At 44.3% G+C, this 21,736-nt stretch carries 17 protein-coding genes; 7 read left to right on the forward strand and 10 right to left on the reverse strand.

Annotated elements, in window-relative coordinates:
• Positions 1 to 114: 114 nt before the first annotated feature.
• The 4 genes from glmM to rlmE form a co-directional block, all read right to left on the reverse strand.
• Positions 115 to 1,452, reverse strand: coding sequence for a phosphoglucosamine mutase (glmM, locus tag QV280_RS10105; RefSeq protein WP_152819495.1), 1,338 nt, complete (start codon positions 1,450 to 1,452; stop codon positions 115 to 117).
• Positions 1,453 to 1,468: 16 nt separating this feature from the next.
• Positions 1,469 to 2,299: a dihydropteroate synthase gene (gene folP / locus QV280_RS10110; protein WP_152819494.1), complete on the reverse strand. Its 831-nt coding sequence runs from the start codon at positions 2,297 to 2,299 to the stop codon at positions 1,469 to 1,471.
• Positions 2,300 to 2,391: 92 nt separating this feature from the next.
• Positions 2,392 to 4,317 carry an ATP-dependent zinc metalloprotease FtsH gene (gene ftsH, locus QV280_RS10115; protein ID WP_152819493.1) on the reverse strand — a complete coding sequence of 642 codons (1,926 nt, stop codon included), beginning with the start codon at positions 4,315 to 4,317 and terminating at the stop codon, positions 2,392 to 2,394.
• A 107-nt stretch (positions 4,318 to 4,424) separates the two neighbouring features.
• On the reverse strand, positions 4,425 to 5,054 hold the full coding sequence (gene rlmE, locus QV280_RS10120) for a 23S rRNA (uridine(2552)-2'-O)-methyltransferase RlmE (RefSeq protein ID WP_152819492.1): 630 nt from the start codon (positions 5,052 to 5,054) through the stop codon (positions 4,425 to 4,427).
• A 131-nt stretch (positions 5,055 to 5,185) separates the two neighbouring features.
• Here rlmE and yhbY point away from each other — a divergent pair, with 131 nt between their 5' ends.
• A complete protein-coding gene (yhbY, locus tag QV280_RS10125) occupies positions 5,186 to 5,482 on the forward strand; it encodes a ribosome assembly RNA-binding protein YhbY (protein WP_023405313.1) in 297 nt (98 codons plus the stop codon).
• A 69-nt stretch (positions 5,483 to 5,551) separates the two neighbouring features.
• Here yhbY and greA read toward each other — a convergent pair whose 3' ends face one another.
• A complete protein-coding gene (gene greA, locus QV280_RS10130; RefSeq protein WP_023405312.1) occupies positions 5,552 to 6,025 on the reverse strand; it encodes a transcription elongation factor GreA in 474 nt (157 codons plus the stop codon).
• Between the two features lie 504 nt (positions 6,026 to 6,529).
• On the opposite strand from greA, the gene QV280_RS10135 reads away from it, so the two are divergent.
• Both QV280_RS10135 and dacB read left to right on the forward strand, forming a co-directional pair.
• A complete protein-coding gene (locus tag QV280_RS10135) occupies positions 6,530 to 7,603 on the forward strand; it encodes a porin (RefSeq protein WP_152819491.1) in 1,074 nt (357 codons plus the stop codon).
• 222 nt (positions 7,604 to 7,825) lie between these two features.
• On the forward strand, positions 7,826 to 9,199 hold the full coding sequence (gene dacB, locus QV280_RS10140; protein WP_152819490.1) for a serine-type D-Ala-D-Ala carboxypeptidase: 1,374 nt from the start codon (positions 7,826 to 7,828) through the stop codon (positions 9,197 to 9,199).
• A 107-nt stretch (positions 9,200 to 9,306) separates the two neighbouring features.
• Here dacB and QV280_RS10145 read toward each other — a convergent pair whose 3' ends face one another.
• Positions 9,307 to 10,152, reverse strand: coding sequence for a magnesium transporter (locus QV280_RS10145; RefSeq protein WP_152819489.1), 846 nt, complete (start codon positions 10,150 to 10,152; stop codon positions 9,307 to 9,309).
• Positions 10,153 to 10,606: 454 nt separating this feature from the next.
• Positions 10,607 to 11,794, reverse strand: a complete 1,188-nt coding sequence (gene tyrS, locus QV280_RS10150) for a tyrosine--tRNA ligase (protein WP_152819488.1) — start codon at positions 11,792 to 11,794, stop codon at positions 10,607 to 10,609.
• Positions 11,795 to 11,919: 125 nt separating this feature from the next.
• On the opposite strand from tyrS, the gene QV280_RS10155 reads away from it, so the two are divergent.
• Positions 11,920 to 13,206, forward strand: coding sequence for a peptidoglycan DD-metalloendopeptidase family protein (locus QV280_RS10155; protein ID WP_152819487.1), 1,287 nt, complete (start codon positions 11,920 to 11,922; stop codon positions 13,204 to 13,206).
• A 78-nt stretch (positions 13,207 to 13,284) separates the two neighbouring features.
• Here the strand turns inward: QV280_RS10155 and QV280_RS10160 are convergent, their stop codons facing one another.
• The 3 genes from QV280_RS10160 to erpA all read right to left on the reverse strand — a co-directional run bounded on the left by QV280_RS10160 (position 13,285) and on the right by erpA (position 17,959).
• Positions 13,285 to 16,380: an efflux RND transporter permease subunit gene (locus tag QV280_RS10160; RefSeq protein ID WP_023405306.1), complete on the reverse strand. Its 3,096-nt coding sequence runs from the start codon at positions 16,378 to 16,380 to the stop codon at positions 13,285 to 13,287.
• A gap of 10 nt (positions 16,381 to 16,390) precedes the next feature.
• On the reverse strand, positions 16,391 to 17,509 hold the full coding sequence (locus QV280_RS10165) for an efflux RND transporter periplasmic adaptor subunit (RefSeq protein WP_152819486.1): 1,119 nt from the start codon (positions 17,507 to 17,509) through the stop codon (positions 16,391 to 16,393).
• Positions 17,510 to 17,617: 108 nt separating this feature from the next.
• Positions 17,618 to 17,959 carry an iron-sulfur cluster insertion protein ErpA gene (gene erpA / locus QV280_RS10170; RefSeq protein ID WP_023405304.1) on the reverse strand — a complete coding sequence of 114 codons (342 nt, stop codon included), beginning with the start codon at positions 17,957 to 17,959 and terminating at the stop codon, positions 17,618 to 17,620.
• A gap of 199 nt (positions 17,960 to 18,158) precedes the next feature.
• Between erpA and hemL the strand changes: the two genes are divergently transcribed.
• The 3 genes from hemL to rsmC all read left to right on the forward strand — a co-directional run bounded on the left by hemL (position 18,159) and on the right by rsmC (position 21,679).
• Positions 18,159 to 19,445: a glutamate-1-semialdehyde 2,1-aminomutase gene (gene hemL / locus QV280_RS10175; protein ID WP_152819485.1), complete on the forward strand. Its 1,287-nt coding sequence runs from the start codon at positions 18,159 to 18,161 to the stop codon at positions 19,443 to 19,445.
• Positions 19,446 to 19,561: 116 nt separating this feature from the next.
• Positions 19,562 to 20,647, forward strand: a complete 1,086-nt coding sequence (locus QV280_RS10180) for an AI-2E family transporter (protein WP_039971153.1) — start codon at positions 19,562 to 19,564, stop codon at positions 20,645 to 20,647.
• A gap of 12 nt (positions 20,648 to 20,659) precedes the next feature.
• Complete coding sequence (gene rsmC / locus QV280_RS10185; RefSeq protein WP_152819484.1) at positions 20,660 to 21,679, forward strand: 16S rRNA (guanine(1207)-N(2))-methyltransferase RsmC; 1,020 nt, start codon at positions 20,660 to 20,662, stop codon at positions 21,677 to 21,679.
• Positions 21,680 to 21,736: the final 57 nt, after the last annotated feature.

The raw sequence follows: 21,736 nt of genomic DNA on the forward strand, positions 1-21,736 counted from the left end.
TCAGCGAATACAAAAAACATAAAAAAAACGGCCATCATCTGATGGCCGTTTTTTTTATTTCGAATTTATACCAATCACACTAAATAAGTGATCAGAGCTAGCGCAGGAAAAATGCTAGCAATTTTCGCGAACGGTATCGGCAATACGGTTAGCAAGGTTTAATACAAGCTCACCATCTTCACCTTCCACCATAACTCGAATCAATGGCTCAGTACCTGACTTACGCAGTAATACTCGACCTTTGTCACCTAGCTCTTGCTCAGCTTGTGCGACTGAATCTAGCACCACTTCAAGTTGCATTGGATCAGATTCACCAGAGAAGCGTACGTTGACAAGCTCTTGCGGGTAAAGAGTCATGCCTTGTGACAAGTCAAACAAGTTCATTCCGCTATCCACGATAGAAGCCAATACTTGCAGTGCTGCTACAATCGCATCACCAGTAGTCACTTTATCTAATAGAATAACGTGGCCCGAGTTTTCAGCGCCAATGCTCCAGCCTTTTTCTTTCAGCTGCTCCATGACATAACGGTCGCCGACTGCTGCGCGAGAGAATGGAATGCCTAATTGCTTAAGGCCATTTTCCATACCAAGGTTAGTCATTAGCGTTCCCACTACACCACCTTTTAGCTCGCCGCGACGCAGTGCATCACGAGCAATGATGTAAGCGATTTGGTCGCCATCCACTTTATTGCCTTTGTGATCGACCATAATGATGCGGTCACCGTCACCATCAAAAGCCAGACCAAGGTCAGCTTGCTCTTCAACCACTTTAGCTTGTAGTGCGCGAACATCAGTAGCACCAACTTCTTCGTTGATGTTAAGACCATTTGGCTCACAGCCCATCAATACGAGCTCAGCGCCTAGCTCTTTAAATACATTTGGAGCGATGTGATAAGTGGCGCCATGTGCACAATCAACCACAATTTTCAAACTCGATAAGTTTGCTGCACTTGGGAAAGTACTTTTACAAAATTCGATATAACGACCTGCCGCATCGGTCATGCGCGCCGCTTTACCGAGCAATGCAGACTCCACACACTCGATGTCTTTATCCAGCTCAGCTTCAATAGCAAGCTCGATGTCATCTGGCAACTTTGTGCCTTCTGATGAGAAGAACTTAATACCGTTGTCATAGTATGGGTTATGCGAAGCGGAAATTACGATGCCGGCTTCAGCGCGGAAAGTCTGCGTTAAGTAGGCCACGGCAGGCGTTGGCATTGGGCCCGTCAAGGTCGCTTTAAGACCTGCGGCCGCTAAACCCGCTTCAAGAGCAGATTCAAGCATGTAACCCGAAATGCGCGTATCTTTACCAATAATGACTTTTTTAGTGCCTTGCTTTGCGAGCACACGGCCAGCAGCCCAGCCCAGTTTTAATACAAAATCAGGAGTGATTGGGTATTGCCCAACTTTTCCGCGAATACCATCAGTACCAAAATAACGTCTTTTAGACATTGTTCATTCCTAGTTATTATTTTAATGAATTCATAAAGCTTACCACGCGCACGGCATCTACCGTTTCTGCGACATCGTGAACTCTAATAATTTGCGCGCCTTTTTGTGCGGCAATAACCGCGCACGCGACACTGCCAGACACACACTCTGCTGGCGTTTTATCTAGCAGTTTAAATACCATAGACTTTCTAGACATTCCCGCCAATATTGGCATATTAAAGCGGTGAAACTCGTGAAGTCGCTCTAATAGATGGTAGTTATTCTGTAAAGTTTTACCAAACCCAAATCCTGGATCAAGGATCAATTTGTCACGACTTATGCCCACTTTTTCACATGCCAAAATACGCTCATCTAAAAACTGAGACACTTCAGAAAGTAAATCATCATATTGGGGATTAAGCTGCATGGTTTTGGGTTGCCCCTGCATATGCATTAAGCAAATCGGCAAACCAGATTTGGCGGCAGCCTCTAACGCTCCCGGCTCTTGCAGTGCTCTAACATCATTAATCAAATCAGCGCCAGCATCAGCGGCTTGCAGCATTACTTCCGCTTTGCTGGTATCAATGGATATCCACACATCCGATTCTGCTCGTAACGCTTTAATCACTGGGATAACACGTTGCAACTCTTGCGCAAGGGACACTTCTGGAGCGTTGGGACGAGTTGATTCACCACCAATATCGATAATGCTAGCACCTGCGGCGATCATTTTTCTAGCTTGGGTAAGAGCGTCTTCGATTTGATTGTATTTGCCACCGTCAGAAAAAGAGTCTGGAGTGACATTGAGTATGCCCATCACTTGAGGTGTGGCAAGGTTGAGTTGTTTGTTTCCGTTACTAAGAATCATGGCACTAACAAGGTTTGAAATTTAACACGATTTTGTGAAGGGGCTAAAACAGAAAAACCCCGAGAAGTCTCGGGGTTTAATTAGCTAAATGCTTATTCTGAGTCTTTTTCAGTTGGCTCTGTTTTAGATTCTTCAGCCTGTTCTGGCTTAGCTTGCGCTTCGGCCTTTGGCTCTTCTTTAACAGCAGCGGTAGGTTGTTCACCCCAACCGGCTGGCTCACGAATATCAGTTCGGCGTTCCATTAGGTCGTCAATCTGACCCGCATCTATAGTTTCGTACTTCATCAGAGCATCTTTCATCGAATGCATGATATCCATATTCTCTTCTAGAATTTGGCGAGCACGAGCGTAGTTGCGGTCAATGATTTGACGAATCTCATCATCGATAAGCTTAGCGGTATCATCAGACATGTGTTTAGTCTGAGTTACGCTACGGCCTAAGAAAACTTCACCTTCTTCTTCAGCATAAAGAAGAGGACCCAGTTTTTCAGAGAAGCCCCACTGAGTAACCATTTTACGAGCAATATCAGTTGCACGTTCGATATCGTTTGAAGCACCTGTTGATACGCGTTCTTTACCGTAGATTAGCTCTTCAGCAAGACGACCACCGTATAGGCTTGAAATCATCGACTCTAGATGACGACGGTTCATGCTCACGCGATCTTGTTCAGGTAAGTACATAGTCACACCTAGCGCACGGCCACGTGGAATAATCGAAACCTTGTACACAGGATCGTGCTCAGGAACCAAGCGACCAATGATTGCGTGGCCTGCTTCGTGGTATGCCGTTGACTCTTTAATGTCGTCGGTCATTACCATAGAGCGGCGCTCTGCACCCATCATGATCTTGTCTTTCGCTTGTTCAAACTCAACCATTGAAACGTTGCGCTTGTTACCGCGCGCGGCAAACAATGCTGCTTCGTTAACAAGGTTCGCTAGGTCTGCACCAGAGAAACCTGGTGTACCACGAGCGATAAGTGAAGGTTCAACGTCACTGGCTAGCGGCACTTTACGCATATGAACTTTAAGAATCTGTTCACGACCACGTACATCTGGAAGTCCTACGACAACCTGACGGTCGAAACGACCTGGACGTAGCAATGCAGGGTCAAGTACGTCTGGACGGTTAGTTGCAGCAACGACGATAATACCTTCGTTACCTTCAAAACCATCCATCTCTACCAACATTTGGTTCAAGGTTTGCTCACGCTCATCATGACCACCACCTACACCTGCGCCACGTTGGCGACCTACAGCATCGATTTCATCGATAAAGATGATACAAGGAGCGGCTTTCTTCGCTTGTTCGAACATGTCACGTACACGAGATGCACCCACACCAACGAACATTTCAACAAAGTCAGAACCTGAAATAGTAAAGAATGGTACTTTTGCTTCACCGGCAATCGCCTTAGCAAGCAATGTTTTACCTGTACCCGGAGGACCGACCAACAATACGCCTGTTGGGATCTTACCACCCAATTTTTGGAATCGGCTTGGGTCACGTAGGTAATCAACCAGCTCTTTAACGTCTTCTTTAGCTTCATCACAACCCGCAACATCAGAGAAAAGCGTTTTGATTTGCTCTTCACTCATCATACGAGCTTTTGATTTACCGAAAGACATTGCGCCTTTACCGCCACCGCCTTGCATTTGACGCATGAAGAATATCCACACACCAATCAGCAGAATCATTGGGAACCATGAAATGAAGATAGTACCAAGAAGGCTTTGCTCTTCTGGTGGTGTACCTGACACTTTCACGTTTTTATTGATCAAGTCATCAAGAAGCTTGCTGTCATACACAGGCATATAAGTCACGTTACGTGAGTTATCGCTGCGATAAAAAACGATTTCTTTATCGTTAATTTTAGCTTCACGAATCTGGCCTTGGCCAACTTCCTGTACAAAAGTGGTGTAATCCACTGATTTCCCGTCACTGTCTCCTGGGCCAAAGCTCTGGAAAACGGACATTAGCACTACAGCTATCACTAGCCACAGAATTAGATTTTTTGCCATGTCACTCAAGGTGTAAGCCTCTCGATAACTAATTGTAATTAAAAGTAGATTACTACAGTTTAGGTGCTGTAGCCAGAATGTAACTCTTTCTCAAGCTAGAAGTTAGACTAGCCTTTGTAACCGGTTGCTACAATAAACACTTCACGAGAACGAGCTCGAGAAGAGTCAGGTTTTCGAACTTTTACAGTTTTGAACATATCACGTACATCTTTTACGTACTGGTCAAAACCTTCGCCCTGAAACACTTTAACAACAAAACTACCATTTGTAGCTAGAACTTGTCGACACATATCAAGAGCTAATTCAACCAAATACATTGCCCTTGGTTGATCAACAGAATTGTTACCTGCGATGTTAGGTGCCATGTCGGACATCACCACATCCACCATGTTAGGCTGAATGCGATCTAGTAACGCCTCAAGAACACTGTCCTCCCTAAAATCACCCTGTAAGAAGCTTACACCAGCAATAGGGTCCATTGGCAACAAGTCACAGGCAATTATTTGTCCATTGTCACCAACTATTTTTGCGGCGTATTGAGACCAACCACCAGGGGCGGCTCCCAAATCCACAACCGTCATACCTGCATTAAACAGCTTATCTTTAGTGTGGATTTCTTCCATTTTGAAATAAGCACGCGAACGATAGCCTTTTTTTCTCGCTTCGTTAGCGTATTTATCATCAAAATGCTCTTTCAACCATCGACCCGAACTGGCCGAATGCTTTTGTTTACTCATTCAACTTCCAAAGTGGTTGGAGTAGGCAATTTGCCTAATATTCCCGTTTAATGGATAAAGTATAGTCTTGAGACCTATATGACGTTAAAATAGGATTTTTCAACCCTTACATAAAAGAAATTGGCCGCGATATGAACTTAAGCACCAAACAAAAGCAGCATCTTAAAGGCTTAGCACACGACCTAAAACCGGTTGTGTTGATGGGCGCAAATGGACTTACTGAGGCTGTTCTAGCGGAGATTGAAATTGCACTGGATCATCATGAATTGATCAAGGTTAAAGTTGCCTCGGAAGACCGTGACACCAAAAACCTTATTATTGACGCTATCATTCGTGAAACCGGCGCAGAGAAAGTACAAACTATTGGTAAAACACTAGTTATATACCGCCAATCAGAACAACGTAAAATCGAAATCCCTCGTAAGTAGGCTGTTTCGATTCATCGTACTAAAAAAGGCTGCTTACGCAGCCTTTTTGCTATCACTAACCAATCTCTATTAAATATACTCTACTTGGTCAATTTCGTAATCTTTTACGCCGCCTGGGGTGCTAATAGCCACATCATCACCTTCCATTTTACCAATCAAACCGCGGGCAATAGGTGACGTTACTGAAATACGGCCTAATTTGATATCGGCTTCATCTTCACCAACGATTTGATATTTAAACTCTTCTTCTGTATCAACGTCGATCAAAGTCACTGTAGTACCAAAAATAACTTTGCCTGTGTTATCCATTTTAGTTACGTCAATCACTTGAGCTACTGACAGTTTATATTCGATATCACGAATCTGCGCTTCACAAATACCCTGCTCTTCACGAGCGGCATGATATTCAGCGTTTTCTTTAAGGTCACCCAGTTCACGAGCTTCAGCAATCGCTACTGAAATTTGCGGACGCAATTTCAATAGTCTTTCTAGTTCTGTTTTTAGTTGCTGTTCGCCACGAACAGTCATTGGCACTTTTTCCATATCAAACCTCTTTGTCCACTAATTTTAGGACAGCAAAAACCTATCAAGCATAAGCTCAATAAGTAAAAAACGAATAGTGATGGGCTAATTGTACAGAAAGATCGGTTTTTTTTCATCTTTATTCGATTTAGCAATAACTATAGGGAGTGTGATGCATATCACGAATAAAAAAGTAAAAAACGAAGCGATTCAATTAGATAAATATAAATTAAAGTAAAAACAAATAATATGAATCGGATTGCACAATGGCAATAAGCTACTGATTTCATTGAAACTGTAATTTTGAGACTCTATTTTGCTATTAAAAGTTCCACTAATTTATATCATTTTACTATCACCCAATTCTTCTTCTAAGTCAGAATCCTAACTCGATGACAAACCTTGATAGATAAAAAATATCGCGAATTACAATAACTTAGCGCGGAAATTTATCAGGGGTTTGTTTTAGGGAGTTGAGGTTTATCAAACCTTTTTTATCGGATAAATACATTCTAGGACTTAGAAATGAACAAAAAAATTATTGCTCTAGCCGTTGCTGCAGGCGCATTCGGAACTCAAGCAACAGCTGTTGAATTATACAACCAAGATGGTTCTACTTTCTCTATCGGTGGTCACGTATCTGTTAGTGCTCTTGGCAACACAGGGGATGTATACAATTCAGATACAAATGCTTACCAAAGCGGTTCTACTGACATCATTGCAAACTCTCCACGTATCAACTTCAACGCAACTCAAGACCTAGGCAATGGCTTTACCGCTGACGCTAAAGGCGAATGGTCGCTAAATTACCTAAATGGTGGCGCGAACTCATTTACAACTCGTTTAGGCTACATTGGCGTTTCTCACGATGATTTAGGTCGTGCTGTAGCTGGTACACAATGGTCTCCATACTATGATGTGGCGGGTATTGCAGATATGCCAATCGCATTTGCCAATGACTTCCTATACGACAACCACGGTGCGCTAGGTACAGGCCGTGCAGAAAACATGCTTTCTTACCGCAACGATATTGAACTGGGTGACAACCTTTCTATCTTCGGTGGCCTAGGTTGGCAGGACAATGCAACGACTGGTTTTGACTCTCGTGGTCAAGTGACTGTCGGTGTGAACTTCCAAGACTTCATGCTGGGCTACGCATACAGCGCAGGTGATCGTACTGACGGTTTAGCAAGCAAAGAAGAAGCGACTTCACACGCACTTTCCGCTAAATACGGTTCATACGGTAACGGCCTATACGTTGCTGGTGTTTACACTATGAACGAATACATGCACGGCACAGCTAACTACAACACTGGCGCAAACACCGGTGATGTTCTAGATGACTCGAACGGTATTGAATTCATTGCCGCTTATGCATTTGCTAACAGCTTAAACCTATCGATTAACTACGAAGCGGTAGAAAGCAACGATAAGAGCGTCGTAGACGGCACAGTATATAGCCAAATGGCGTTCCAAGCTGAATACAACTTCACTCCAACATTCGTTGGCTTTGCCGGCTACCAAGTTGACCTAGGTTCTGACATCGACACATACAAAGAAAATGATATGTGGAACATTGGTGTTCGTTACTACCTGTAATCGCTATTTGTAAGCGCGCCAGTTTGACAGACATTAGGGCATAGGTTGGTATAAGTTGCGGCGAAAAATTGTCTGCTTAATAATGAATGCTATTTAGGCAAGGCCATTAGCCACAACAAATACTTACTTAGATTGCTATAATTATACAAAACACCTGCCTTTTGGCGGGTGTTTTTGTTTATACTGTTTTGCAAACAGCCTAATGCCGTCAGTAAGGATTCTATGCGCGCGCTCACCACCCTAATACTCGCCGGAGTCACTTTCGCGGCATCAGCTTCAATCTCAACGCCTTATGATGTTCTGCCAACAGGACATCTTTCTAGCGTCATTGTCATGCAAGGGAATGAAGTACAATCAAGCACCAATGCCGATCAGCTATTACCTCCCGCCAGTACCTTAAAGTTAGTCACCGCACTCGCGGCTAAACTGCACTGGCCAGACGGGTATCAGTTTTCTACCAAGCTTTATAAGCAAGGAAATGATTACAGCTTGCGCTTTTCTGGCGATCCTAGTTTAACCCGTCAAGATCTTGAGCAATTACTGAGTCATTTAAAGAACAAAACCATTAGTGGTGATTTGTATCTGGATGGTTCGGTATTCGATGGCTATGATCGCGGTGTTGGCTGGCCTTGGGATGTATTAGGTGTGTGTTATGCAGCGCCTGCTTCAGCATTAAGTCTGGAAGGTAACTGCGTACAAGCATCATTAAAAACACTTAAAAATGGCAATACCTCCATTTTTGTTCCTCAATATCAACCTATTACCGTCAAAACCACGGTAAAAGCAGTCACCAAAGAAGAAAAACGAACCAGCTACTGTGATTTAAACCTCTCCACTGAGCCCAATAACAGCTACACACTGAGTGGCTGTTTAACCTATAGAGATAAATTACTGCCACTAAAATTTGCGGTGCAATCACCTAGCCTTTATTTGAAGAAAACCATTGCGGCTATCTTTGCTCAGCAAGGCACTCAACTGGAAGGTAAGATCAAACTGCAAACCGCCAGTGATGATGCGGTATTGGTTGCCGAACACAAATCAGATCCATTAGATGACATGCTGCAATTGATGCTGCACAAATCTAATAACCTTTATGCGGACAATATTACTAAACAGCTAGGCGCTGATTATTATGGCGAACACGGAAGCTTCAATAGTGGCACTTCCGCTATTCGTGAGATCCTGAAAAAACAGGCCAATATTGATTTGGGCAATTCGGTTTTAGAAGATGGCTCTGGCCTTTCAAGAAACAACCGAATATCGCCAAGAGTGATGATGCAAGTGATGCAGTTTATCAAAAACCATGACCAGCAACTGCATATGATTGCTCTACTCCCTACATCCGGTATGGACGGTACATTAAAATACCGACCAAGCATGCAAGATGCACCGATTAAAGGACATATCAAAGGCAAAAGTGGCTCTTTATTTGGCAGTCATAACATGGTCGGTTACACCTATGACGAACAAGGGCATATCAAATATACCTTTGTACAGTATGTCAGTAACTATCACCCAGAGCCGGCAATTAAAGGGGTTAAACCCGCTATAACACGCTTTGAAAAAGCGTTTTATCATTCGCTAGTGACTGAATAACAGCGCTTAATACCTGCTACTTAAAAACTGGGTTACAACTAGGTTAAAACAGCAAAAGGGGCTAAATGATTAGCCCCTTTTGCTGTCATTAATTTGGCTGTTTCAATTCAGCTAATACCTAAGAAGTAATTGACCACGCTAAAGTAAACCCACATCCCAGTAATATCCACAATAGAGGCCAGCACTGGACTCACCAGTACCGCAGGATCAAGCTTAAAGGCTCGGGCAATAATAGGCAGTACGCCACCTAAAATAGTCGAGAATACAATCTGAATAAAAAGCGCAATCGCGATGGCAAACGCTATCATGTTTACATCATAGCCTCCTGTAGAAATGCCATCACTGAACCATAAAATGCGCCCGACAATCACTAGCGCGATCACCACGCCAATGCACAAAGCAACGCGACTTTCTTTCCACAGCACCGATAACCATTGACGTTTTTTAAGCTCACCGGTTGCTAATGCTCGTATCACTAAGGTAGCCGCTTGAGTGCCTGTATTGCCTCCTGCGGCCGCAATCACCGGCATATAAATAGCCAATAAAACCAACTGACTAAGGGTATCTTCATAGCTGGCAATAATCAGCCCAGAGACAATTCCCATCAAGGCTAAACCTATTATCCAGCCAATGCGCTGCTGCACGTGCGCCAGTACGCCCGTAGATAAATAGCCTTTGTTTGGCTCGGCTTCAGAGCGAATAAAGCCAAGCTGATGGGCAAAATGACGCGCTCTGACATCTTCTCCAATCACTTCCAGTTCCGCAATAATATGCTGAACAAAAGCCACAGAGCATTGATGCAGTACTGCGACCGCCTCTTCAATAGGCATGACTTGCAGTAACTTAATCTGCTGTTTTTCTTCGTATTTTAAAAATGCATTGGTCGCTGCATAAATTTCCTCACTCGAAAATAGAGTTTCATCGTGAGTTAAAGCTGTATTCATTACCGTCATGGCGAATCTCCCGATTAGCTGTGTCGACATCTATTTTTAAGCAAGCTCGTCAGCATGATTACTGCCGTTAATAACAGCTAAAAATAGATACAAATGGGGTAACGACCATCGAAATTACACGTACAGTTCACTGCAGAACAGCAAAGCTATTTCTGTGAAATTTTAGGCTAGAGTGTCAGGAGAAAAAAGAATAAGAGAATTCAGAAAGTACTTAGCAAAGTGCTTGGAGAAAGGCTCTCTACCGCTGAGGTAGAGACGTGAAACGTACATACCGACAGTGGCTATTTTTCTCCCTGCATACTAGGAGGATGGTCGGTAGTGTTCATAAAGTTCTCCAATAATTACTGGGGTGCCCAGTGGCGGCTAATATACAAAAATCAGACCGTGTTCACAAGTTGCTAAAATAAAAATAGGCGCCAAAAAGGCGCCTATTAACAGAAGTTTACAAGTTAGCTTACTTGAAGGTTAGTCGAGCAAATTTACGCTTACCGACTTGGAATACGTAAGTACCAACTTGAGGGACTAGTTTGCTATCCGCAACCTTTTCGCCGTCCATTTTAACTGCGCCTTGCTTAACCATGCGCATCGCTTCAGAAGATGAAGCACATAGACCCGCTTCTTTAAGTAGGTTGCTTACAGGGCGACCCACTTCAAATTCAAACTCAGGCATTTCGTCTGGGATTTGACCTTTTTGGAAACGGTTGATGAACTCTTGCTCAGCTGCATCGGCATCCGCTTGTGAATGGAAACGGGCAATAATTTCCTTAGCAAGCAGGATCTTCACATCACGTGGGTTTTTGCCGTTTTCAATGTCGGCTTTGAATTGCTCAATTTCAGCCAAAGGACGGAAAGAAAGTAGTTCGTAGTAGCTCCACATAAGCACATCAGAGATTGACATGATCTTACCGAACATATCGCTTGGAGCGTCGCTCACACCAATGTAGTTGTGTGCCGACTTAGACATTTTCTTCTCGCCATCAAGACCAACAAGAAGAGGCATAGTCAATACAGCTTGTGGTTTTTGACCGTGTGCTTTTTGCAGTTCGCGTCCCATCAAAAGGTTGAACTTCTGATCCGTACCACCAAGCTCAACGTCTGTTTCCATAGCAACAGAGTCATAACCTTGCAGCAATGGGTACATGAATTCGTGAATTGCGATAGGTTGTCCACCCGCATAACGCTTTTTAAAGTCATCACGCTCTAGCATACGAGCAACCGTTTGGTTAGCCGCTAGACGTAACATACCTTCCGCGCCCAATTCACCTAACCACTCAGAGTTAAATGCAATTTTGGTTTTTGCTGGGTCCAAAATTTTGAACACTTGCTCTTTATATGTTTCAGCATTACGCAGAACGTCTTCACGAGTCAATGGAGGACGAGTCGCATTTTTACCTGTTGGGTCACCAACCATACCGGTGAAATCACCGATTAAAAATGTAACATCGTGTCCAAGGTCTTGGAATGTGCGCAATTTGTTTAGAATAACAGTATGCCCAAGATGGATATCTGGTGCTGTTGGATCCGCGCCCAGTTTAATACGTAAAGGACGGCCTTCTTTTAGCTTCGCGATCAGTTCAGCTTCTGGTATTAGCTCTTCTGCGCCGCGCTTAATTTCAGCTAAAGCAGCTTCAAAATTTGCCATATTGGTTTGCTCCCACAAAATCAGGAAAAAATATATCTCGACAGTGTACTTGAATAGCCATTAGTTTTGAAAGCAGTTAGACTGATCAAAGACCATTTTTTACTGATTATTTAATGAATCGGGATATGCTGACCATTTTTCATCGTCTACCCTTCTTACATCAAGCGTTAATCTGCGGTTTTAGTGCCCTCATTGTGGTGGCTTTATTCTTATTGCCGCACCCAAGTCAACTTTACAAACAAGAAAATAATTACCAAGTTGGTCGCCAATACCCATTAGAAATAAATGCCAAAGCGCTCTCTCCTATTGAGGAGAAAAAGCCGATGGTGATCATGCGCTGGGAAACCCATAAAGTTCGCTCCGGAGAAAGTGCCTCGGTACTGTTTAGTCGGCTCGGTCTCTCCCCTAGCCTATTGCACAACATGGTCACCAGTGATCCCGCGATCAATAAGCAGTTATCACGGCTTCGTCCCAATGATGAGCTTGTGTTTGGCTATGACCAACAAAACAACCTCATTCAACTGCAACGTAAGATCAGCCCGTACGAAACATTTAAAGCCGTCAAAAGTGGTGACAAATTTAAAGCCGTCACAGATAAAAAAGACATTAATGTTCAGCTCAATTACGCACAAGCCAATATCAGCTCTAGCTTTTGGAATGCCGCCATTAGCGCCAAGCTCACTCCTAATCAAATCATGAGTATTGCCGGGATCTTTGGCTGGGATATTGATTTTGCGTTAGATATTCGTCCTAACGATAACTTTAAAGTGCTGTTTGAAGAGAATATTGTAGAAGGTGAGTTTGTCGGGTATGGACGTATTTTAGCGGCGCAGTTTACCAACCAAGGACAAACCTTTAAGGCAATTCTGGACCCGAAAAGTGGCAATTATTACGACGATAAAGGCCGCGCGATGAAAAAAGCCTTTCTTCGCTCTCCGGTGGATTTTCGCCGCGTAACGTCTAACTTTAACCCGAACCGACGCCACCCTGTCACCGGCAAAGTAAAAGCACACCGAGGCACGGATTACGCCGCTCCAGTAGGCACGCCAATTTATGCCGCAGGTGACGGGGTTGTGCTTAAATCTGGCTACAACAAATTTAATGGTAATTATGTATTTATTAAGCACAGCAATATCTACATTACTAAATATCTGCACTTACAAAAGCGTCGCGTAAAAGGCGGTCAGAGAGTCAAACAAGGCCAAACCATAGGCACACTAGGCGGCACAGGACGAGTGACTGGGCCTCACTTACATTATGAGTTCTTGGTTAATCACGTACATAAAAACCCTCGTACAGTAAAACTGCCCGAAGCTAAATCGCTCACAGGTGAAAAGAAGAAAGCATTTATGCAGTTAGCTGAAAAACGACTAGGCGAATTAGAACGCTATAGGGTGTTGCTAACCCAATAATAAAGTCAAACAAGTAATAAGATGGCAGATAAGGGGCGAATTTACTCGCCCCTTACTTTATTGAGTGTATTGAACAGTTTATACACTCTTTTCCCCAACCACTTTCCGACCAAACATCAGCAAGCATGGCGTGAGTACTAAGGTTAATACAGTGGCAAATGCCAAGCCTCCCGCGATAGCAGTCGCCAGTTGTGTCCACCACTGAGTACTGGGTGCGCCTATCTCTATTTTTTGATTAATCAGATCAACGTTGGTCTGCAGCACCATTGGCATTAAGCCTAAGATAGTGGTTACAGTGGTTAACATGACCGGACGCAAACGCTGTACGCCCGTACGTAAAATGGCCTCTTCTTTAGATAAACCGCGTCTGCGCAACTGGTTAAAGGTATCAATCAATACAATATTGTTGTTCACTACAATCCCAGCCAGCGCAATCACCCCTATGCCGGACATGACAATGCCAAACGGACGCTGGAAGATCAGAAGTCCAGCAAACACCCCTACTGTTGAAAACAGCACTGCGCTGAGAATTAAAAACGCCTGATAAAAGCTATTAAATTGGGTAATTAAAATCAGCGCCATTACCGCCAGTGCGGCTAAAAAGGCAGACTGTAAAAAGTTGGAGGAATTTTGCTGCTCTTCGTTTTGTCCTTTAATGCTAATTTCGACATTGGCTGGCAGGTTTAAGGCTTGTAACGCTTGCTTAATCTTGGGCAATTCAATCGCTAGGTTATAGCCTTCTCTCATATCAGCGACCACGTTCACAATACGCTTGCCATCTAAACGATTAATAGTGTCTTGCTTAGGCTCAGGTTTTACCTGAGCAAAGTTCGTGATCGGAATAAGCCCTAGCGCTGTTTTCACTCTTAACTCATCAAAGCGCCCAATGTCTCTTTTGTCTTCTGGATAGCGCACCAAAATATCAACTTCATCATCGGTGTCATCAGGCAGATAATCACCTATTTTCAATCCATTAGTTACAAACTGCACCGTATTTCCGACCAATGACGCATCTGCGCCAAAACGCGCGGCATTGGCGCGATTGACATCTATAGTCCAGTCGATACCTTCTTTACTCGAATTATCACTGACATTGGTCAGCGCTTCATTAGCATCAGCCCATAAGCGAATTTGTTTAGCAGCTGCATCCAATGCGCTAGGATCGCGAGAGGTCACTTCAATAACCAAATCATTTTCCACCGGAGGCCCGGCATCTGGGAATTTATACTCGATTTCAACCCCAGCAAATTGATCGGTTTTTTGCCTTAATTGCTCGATGATCTCTTTTACCGAGCGGCGATCTTGCCAATCCACAGGCGTAATCTGAATAGTACCAATCTCATCTTTGCCTCCGGTACGGGTATAAACACTTTCTAACTCGGGATGACCAATAATCTCTTTTTCGATATCGCGCATGATGTGATCTTTTTCCACGATCGACAGATCGCCATGCGAGCGCACTTTAATATTAAAATACGGCGGGTCTACTTCAGGGAAAAACTCGGCGCCTAAACCGGCTTTGTTGTATGCCACACCCACAGCACCCGCTAGCAAAATCGCGCTCAGTAACACTTTAATAGGATGCTTAATAGCTAATGAAAGCGTATTAAAATACAGCTTGGTCATGCCGGTTGCTTTAGAAAAATCTCCGTCATGTAGCTGCTGCATGCGCGTTTGAGTGTGCGCATTCATGTATTGCGGTTTGCCGATTAAACTGCCCAACACTGGTACAAATACTAACGCCATCACCAAAGATGCACTCAAAGTAGCAATCAAGGTTAACGGCAAGTACTTCATAAACTCACCTGTGGTATCAGGCCAAAATAACAGGGGCGCAAAGGCGGCTAAAGTGGTCGCTGTAGAGGCGGTGATCGGCCATGCCATGCGCTTGGCGGCGTCACGATACGCTTCTTTGCGAGGCGCACCTTCTTGCATTTTTCGGTCAGCAAATTCCGTCACCACAATAGCGCCATCGACCAACATGCCAACGGCCATGATCAAAGAAAACAGCACCACAATATTGACGGTTAAACCAAATACCGACAGCACCAACAAGCCGGTAAGAAAAGAGCCGGGAATAGATATCCCCACTAATAACGCGGTGCGCACGCCTAAAATAGCGATAATGACGATCACCACCAAAATAATGGCTGATAGCACGTTATTTTGCAGATCCGTCAACATCTGATCGACGTCTTTAGAGCCATCATAGGTGTATTTAACCAACAGATTACTTGGCCAGTCTGGCATTTTCTGCGCTTCGGCTAATACTGCTTTAACAATATCAACCGACTGAATAATGTTCTCGCCCGCCCGCTTTTTAACGTCTAAAACAACCGCGCTTTCCCCTTCTAAGCGAGCAAAGCTTTCTGGGTCGCGAAAAGAGCGGCGCACCGAAGCTACATCACCAAAAGTGACCACTTGCTTACCATCAACCTTAACCGGCAACTCAAGTACGTCTTTTAAAGAAGAGAATACCGAGGGCACTTTTACAGAAAAACGCCCATAGCCGGTATCGACAAAGCCTGCTGCAACAACTCGGTTACTGGCAGCGATCAGATTATAGATATCCCCTTGATCTAATCCGTAACTCTCCATCAGCAAAGGATCGACAATCACTTCCACAATGTCTTCTCTATCGCCAGCAATATCTACTTCCAGTATTTGCTTGAAGCTCTCTAGCTTATCTTGAATTTGGCGGCCAATTTGCACTATGGTTCGCTCAGGGACCGTGCCGTACAGTGCTACCGATAAAATCGGCTGTTCGCTGGCTAAAGTGACTTCATTAACGGTTGGATCATCACTGTCATCCGGCAGTTTTGATTTCACCAAATCCACCGCTTCACGTACATCGGTCATGGCTTTGTCTAAATCACTTCCCGCCACAAACTCTAACGTGACCGAGCCATGCCCTTCAGACGCTACCGAAGTCATCTTTTTCACGCCCTCAATCGAGCGCAGTTCTTGCTCTATTGGGCGCACTAACATCCTCTCGGCATCAAGGGGAGAAATACCTTGATGACCAACGGACACATAAATAATAGGAATGGTAATATCGGGGCTGGATTCTTTGGGGATGGTGATATAGGTGTACACGCCGGCAATGATCAGCATCACCAGTAAGGTGAGCACCGTGCGGCTACGAGATAGAGCGGCATCAATAATGGCAAGCATACTCTACCCTCTATTCTTTGATGGCGATAACAGGATCGCCATCGCGCACAAAACCTTGTCCTTTGGTGACGATATCAACGCTATCGCCCAAACCACTGAGCCAAACCCCTTCTTTTTCGGCTTTGACTATTTGGATGCCAACAAAACGAATGTGATCTTCTTGCAGGGTTTTCACCCCTAGCTCACCTTTTTCATTTAACGCCAGCATGGCAGGCGTTACCTTGACGGCCATTTTGGTTGCAAGCTTTAGCTCCACTTCTGCGCTCACGCCAGAGGGGAGTCGCTGTGCTTTATTGGCAATTTCTATTTCGATAGGGAAAGTGTTGGTGGTCACCGATGAATTGCGAGAAACGTAGCGTAATACGCCTTCAATTTTCTCACCGCCAAGCAAGGTGATATAGGCGCGACTGCCCTGTTTTACCTGCTGAATATGGCGCTCACTAAGGTCGGCTTCAATCACTAACTTATCAAGATCGATAAGATGCGCGACTTGATCCCCTCGCGCTACATAATCACCGAGTTCAACGTGTAAACGATCAATAACCCCGGCAAACGGCGCACGAATAATGCTGTTTTTAAGCCCCAATTTTACGTTGGCGACGCTTGCTTTGGCATTGGCTAATTCAGCTTCAGCGTTAGTAAAAGCAACTTCGTTCTGTAAACCGCGTTTTTTTAAGGTAGTGGCAGCATTGAGCTCTTTTTGTTTTACCCGTAATAGCGCAGTAGCGCGCTCTAACTGGATATCTAGATCCCCTTTATCTATGGTCGCAATAATTTGACCACGCTTGACCACTTCACCTTTGCGCACTTTTAATTGGTCAATTTTGCCTGCCAACTCTGCGCTTAACTCAACATCACGATTGGGCGCAGTGCGTCCATACAGATCTATTTTTTTAGCTATGGGCTCTGCTTTAAAGTGAGACACCACCACTTTTGCCAGTGGCACAGCTTGATCGTTACTTGCTGAAGTATTCGTGGTATTTGCAGAAGAAGATTCAGGGGGTGTTGCGGTAGATGACTTATCACCAAGCACACCGACTAAAAGCCAAGCGCCCAAAGCAATAATGAGAATAAGTGAGATAATCCAAGGATACTGAGCAAACAGCTGCCTGGTCCTTTGTAACGGCATAATTAAATCCTTTTAATTACCAACGGGCGACCTTGCCACATTGTTTTACGGCACACCTTTGCTAAAGATCAGTGTACCGATATTTGCCTGTCATTACTGAGGGAGGGATCACACGCTAAATGAAGCTCCACAACCACAGGTTGTTGTGGCATTAGGGTTGTTGATGAAAAAGCGTGCACCTTCTAAACCTTCGGTATAATCAACCGTACCACCAATTAGATACTGTAAAGACATAGGATCGACCACTAAAGTCACTTCATCTTTAACAATAATGGCATCGCCTTCATTTACCTTTTCATCGAAGGTAAAGCCGTATTGAAAACCGCTACAACCACCACCAGTGATGTACACTCGTAGTTTAAGTTCTGGGTTTTCTTCCTCTGTAATCAATACTTTAACGCGAGCTGCTGCTGCGTCAGAAAAATTCAAAGGGACATTTAATTCGCTCACCGAGACCTCTCTTTATTCGATGTAGCCGCTAAAAATAGCGGTTTTGATCTGCTGATTATGTAATACCTGAGCAAAGTGTTCAAGTATTGTAATCTTTGTACTTAACCTAATAGTGCGACACAAGCGTTAGACTTGTCAGCAATATTTATTACAATGCTGTCATTCTCAAAATGCTATTCGAAAAGCAAGGATCCTCTAAATGAGCAAGTCAGAAGCACTTTATCAACAAGCCCAAGCCATTATTCCCGGTGGCGTAAACTCTCCAGTACGAGCTTTCAACGGTGTAGGCGGTTCTCCCCTGTTCATTGAACGAGCAGATGGATGCCGTATTTATGACGCTGACGATAAAGCGTATATCGATTATGTAGGCTCTTGGGGACCTATGATTTTAGGTCACAACAACAGCGCTATCCGTGATGCGGTTGTTGAAGCGGCGCAACGTGGTCTAAGTTTTGGTGCGCCAACCGAGCTTGAAATCAATATGGCTAAGCTAGTTTCATCGCTAGTTCCTTCTATGGAACAACTGCGTATGGTGAGCTCAGGCACTGAAGCGACCATGAGCGCAATTCGTCTCGCTCGTGGCTACACTGGCCGTGACAAAATCATGAAATTTGAAGGTTGCTACCACGGTCATGCTGATAGCCTATTGGTAAAAGCAGGTTCTGGCGCTCTAACTCTTGGACAACCAAGCTCTCCTGGCGTACCTGAAGATTTTGCAAAACACACTTTAACTGCCACTTTTAATAACCTTGAATCGGTACAAGCACTGTTTGATGCTAACCCTGAGCAAATTTCTTGCATCATTGTTGAGCCAGTAGCTGGCAATATGAACTGCATTCCACCAGTTGCAGGTTTCCTACAAGGTCTGCGTGATATCTGCGACCAAAATGGCGCACTACTGATTTTTGATGAAGTCATGACCGGCTTTCGCGTAGCATTGGGCTGTGCACAAGCTCACTACAAGGTAAAACCTGACTTAACCACTCTAGGTAAAGTGATTGGTGGTGGCATGCCTGTCGGCGCTTTTGGTGGCCGTAAAGATGTCATGCAGCATATTGCGCCAACCGGCCCTGTCTACCAAGCAGGTACGCTGTCAGGTAACCCAATTGCTATGGCCGCGGGCTACGCATGTTTGACTCAGCTTTCACAAGCGGGCAATGCAGAGCGTCTTAACGAAATCACTGCAAAATTAGCCGCAGGCTTTAAAACTAAAGCGGACAAGCACGGTATTCCGCTACTGGTTAGCCAAGTGGGTGGTATGTTTGGTTTCTTCTTTACTGACCAAGCACAAGTGACTTGCTATGAAGAAGTGGCGAAGTGCGACGTTGAGCAATTTAAGCGTTTCTTCCACTTAATGCTTGAAGAAGGCGTATACCTTGCTCCTTCTGCTTTTGAAGCCAGCTTTACGTCACTTTCGCATACCGATGAAGATATTGAACAAACATTAGCTGCAGCTGATCGCTGTTTTGCCGCTCTCGCCGCTTAACACTTCTGCTGTTTTGTTTAAGAGGAGCCGCAAGGCTCCTTTTTTTATTTGTAGCGATTCAAGTTGCATAACGCTATGATTTATCTTCACAAACACTAATAAGTAGTCGGTTTAACGTGCCTAGAAGAATTCAGCTTACCTCCAGCCAGTGGCTGTTAATTATCGCTTTACTGTTTTTTGCGTATGCTTGTTTTGTCTTAATAAGACCGTATGTGAATTCCATTGTGATGGCATTTATTATTTCGCTGTTGATGTTCCCTATCCATGAACGTCTAGACAAGAAAATGCCGAGCATGAGAAATACCTCGGCGCTACTGTCGTGCGTGATTCTTACCGTCATTATTGTTATTCCATTACTATTGGTTTTTACCGCCATCGTCCAACAAGGCTCTTCTTTTTCTCAAGGGGTGTACCATTGGGTATCGGACGGCGGCGTACAAGATCTGCTCTCACAACCCTTTATCGTCAAAATATTTAATTTTGCCAATAGCTACCTGCCATTTGATACCTTAGAGCCTGCTGAGATTGCACAGAAAGTTGCCGAGCTTGCCAGTTCCTTTGGAACACATTTGGTCGGCATTAGCGCTTCTGTGGTCGGCAGTGCCACCAGCTTTTTGATGAACTTTGGTTTGATGTTATTCGTGCTGTTTTTCTTACTGCGCGACCATGAGCGAATCATCTCAGCCATGCGTCATATCATCCCGCTATCACGCTCTCAAGAAGACCGATTGCTTGATGAGATAGAAAAAGTCTCTAAATCGGCAGTCATGGGCTCGTTTCTGACCGCAATAGCGCAAGGTGTTGCCGGCGGGTTTGCCATGTGGCTGGTGGGCTTCCCCGGACTATTTTGGGGTACTATGATGGGCTTTGCCTCGTTTGTGCCTGTGATTGGCACCGCGCTGATTTGGATTCCTGCTTGTTTGTATTTGCTGTTGATTGGCGATACTGGTTGGGCGATATTCCTATTGATCTGGTCTGTAGCTGTGGTTGGCTCTATCGACAACATCTTGCGTCCACTGCTGATGCAGGGCAGCGCTGGCATGAATACCTTAATGATCTTCTTTTCTTTGCTTGGCGGTTTGCATGTTTTCGGCTTAATTGGTTTAATCTACGGCCCGCTGATCTTCGCCATTACTATGGTACTGTTCACCATGTATGAAGAGGAGTTTAACGACTTCCTTGATAAGCAAGATAACAACTAGTAAGAGTAAAATATGAGTGTCTACACCGCCCCAAGTCAAATCGCCGAACGTCAACTTGCTTACTTTGCAGGTAAACGCATCGTTATCGCAGGTGAAACTGAAGATCAGTTTCCAAAACAACTGCTGCAACACGCGGAATCGGTCACCGTATTTACCACCCACTACGGCTACCATCAGCAGATGCAAGGTATTGGCGTAGACAGTCAGTTTGGCATTGAATTTAATAATGCTAACGATGCCAATTTACTATTACTGTACTGGCCAAAAGCCAAAAGTGAAGCGCAATATCTATTGGATATGATGCTCAGCAAACTGGCACCAGAAACCGAAGTAATCGTGGTCGGCGAAAACCGCTCTGGGGTAAAGAGCATTGAAAAAATGTTCGCCAACTTTGGCCCAATGACGAAGTATGACTCAGCCAGACGCTGCTCTTTTTATGCAGGAGTCATCCAAACACCTCCACAACACTTTAATGTCGACAGTTACTTCAAATCTTATCCAGTGGAATTAGCCGGGCTATCTTTAGAAGTGCAAAGTTTACCGGGCGTATTTAGCCATGGTGAATTTGATTTAGGCACTAAACTACTGCTGGCCAACTTACCAAAACTTAGCGGCAAGGTATTAGACTTTGGCTGTGGCGCTGGCATCATCGGCGCGGCAATGGCATTGCAAAACCCGAATATTGAATTAGAGATGTGCGATGTGAGCGCATTTGCTGTGGAATCCAGTAAACGCACCCTAGACGCGAACGGCATTACAGGTAAAGTGTTTGCCACCGACGTCTACTCACAAGCTAGCAAAGACTATCAATTTATTGTCAGCAACCCTCCTTTTCATTCAGGTTTAGACACTAGCTACAGCGCAACGGAAACACTTTTAAAAGAGGCTCCCAAGCATCTTTCAAGAAATGGTAAGTTATTGATTGTTGCCAATAGCTTTTTAAAGTATCCACCGATAATTGAAAGTGCATTTGGCAATTGTGACACTCTAAATAAAACCAATAAGTTCGCGATCTATCACGCAACGAAATAATAAAACTGTGTGAGGCAACACGCTTTTCTAAGCGTTTGCTTGCCTCACTTTAATTGG

This window comes from Vibrio sp. B1Z05 (assembly GCF_052955985.1).

What these genes read in the sequence shown, in the direction of transcription:
- hemL (WP_152819485.1), top strand. Translation starts at nt 18,159, where the DNA reads ATGAGCAAGTCAGAAGCACTTTATCAACAAGCCCAAGCCATTATTCCC.
- glmM (WP_152819495.1), bottom strand. Translation starts at nt 1,452, where the DNA reads ATGTCTAAAAGACGTTATTTTGGTACTGATGGTATTCGCGGAAAAGTT.
- QV280_RS10155 (WP_152819487.1), top strand. Translation starts at nt 11,920, where the DNA reads ATGCTGACCATTTTTCATCGTCTACCCTTCTTACATCAAGCGTTAATC.
- yhbY (WP_023405313.1), top strand. Translation starts at nt 5,186, where the DNA reads ATGAACTTAAGCACCAAACAAAAGCAGCATCTTAAAGGCTTAGCACAC.
- greA (WP_023405312.1), bottom strand. Translation starts at nt 6,025, where the DNA reads ATGGAAAAAGTGCCAATGACTGTTCGTGGCGAACAGCAACTAAAAACA.
- QV280_RS10145 (WP_152819489.1), bottom strand. Translation starts at nt 10,152, where the DNA reads ATGACGGTAATGAATACAGCTTTAACTCACGATGAAACTCTATTTTCG.
- folP (WP_152819494.1), bottom strand. Translation starts at nt 2,299, where the DNA reads ATGATTCTTAGTAACGGAAACAAACAACTCAACCTTGCCACACCTCAA.
- rsmC (WP_152819484.1), top strand. Translation starts at nt 20,660, where the DNA reads ATGAGTGTCTACACCGCCCCAAGTCAAATCGCCGAACGTCAACTTGCT.
- rlmE (WP_152819492.1), bottom strand. Translation starts at nt 5,054, where the DNA reads ATGAGTAAACAAAAGCATTCGGCCAGTTCGGGTCGATGGTTGAAAGAG.
- dacB (WP_152819490.1), top strand. Translation starts at nt 7,826, where the DNA reads ATGCGCGCGCTCACCACCCTAATACTCGCCGGAGTCACTTTCGCGGCA.
- QV280_RS10160 (WP_023405306.1), bottom strand. Translation starts at nt 16,380, where the DNA reads ATGCTTGCCATTATTGATGCCGCTCTATCTCGTAGCCGCACGGTGCTC.
- ftsH (WP_152819493.1), bottom strand. Translation starts at nt 4,317, where the DNA reads ATGGCAAAAAATCTAATTCTGTGGCTAGTGATAGCTGTAGTGCTAATG.
- QV280_RS10135 (WP_152819491.1), top strand. Translation starts at nt 6,530, where the DNA reads ATGAACAAAAAAATTATTGCTCTAGCCGTTGCTGCAGGCGCATTCGGA.
- QV280_RS10165 (WP_152819486.1), bottom strand. Translation starts at nt 17,509, where the DNA reads ATGCCGTTACAAAGGACCAGGCAGCTGTTTGCTCAGTATCCTTGGATT.
- tyrS (WP_152819488.1), bottom strand. Translation starts at nt 11,794, where the DNA reads ATGGCAAATTTTGAAGCTGCTTTAGCTGAAATTAAGCGCGGCGCAGAA.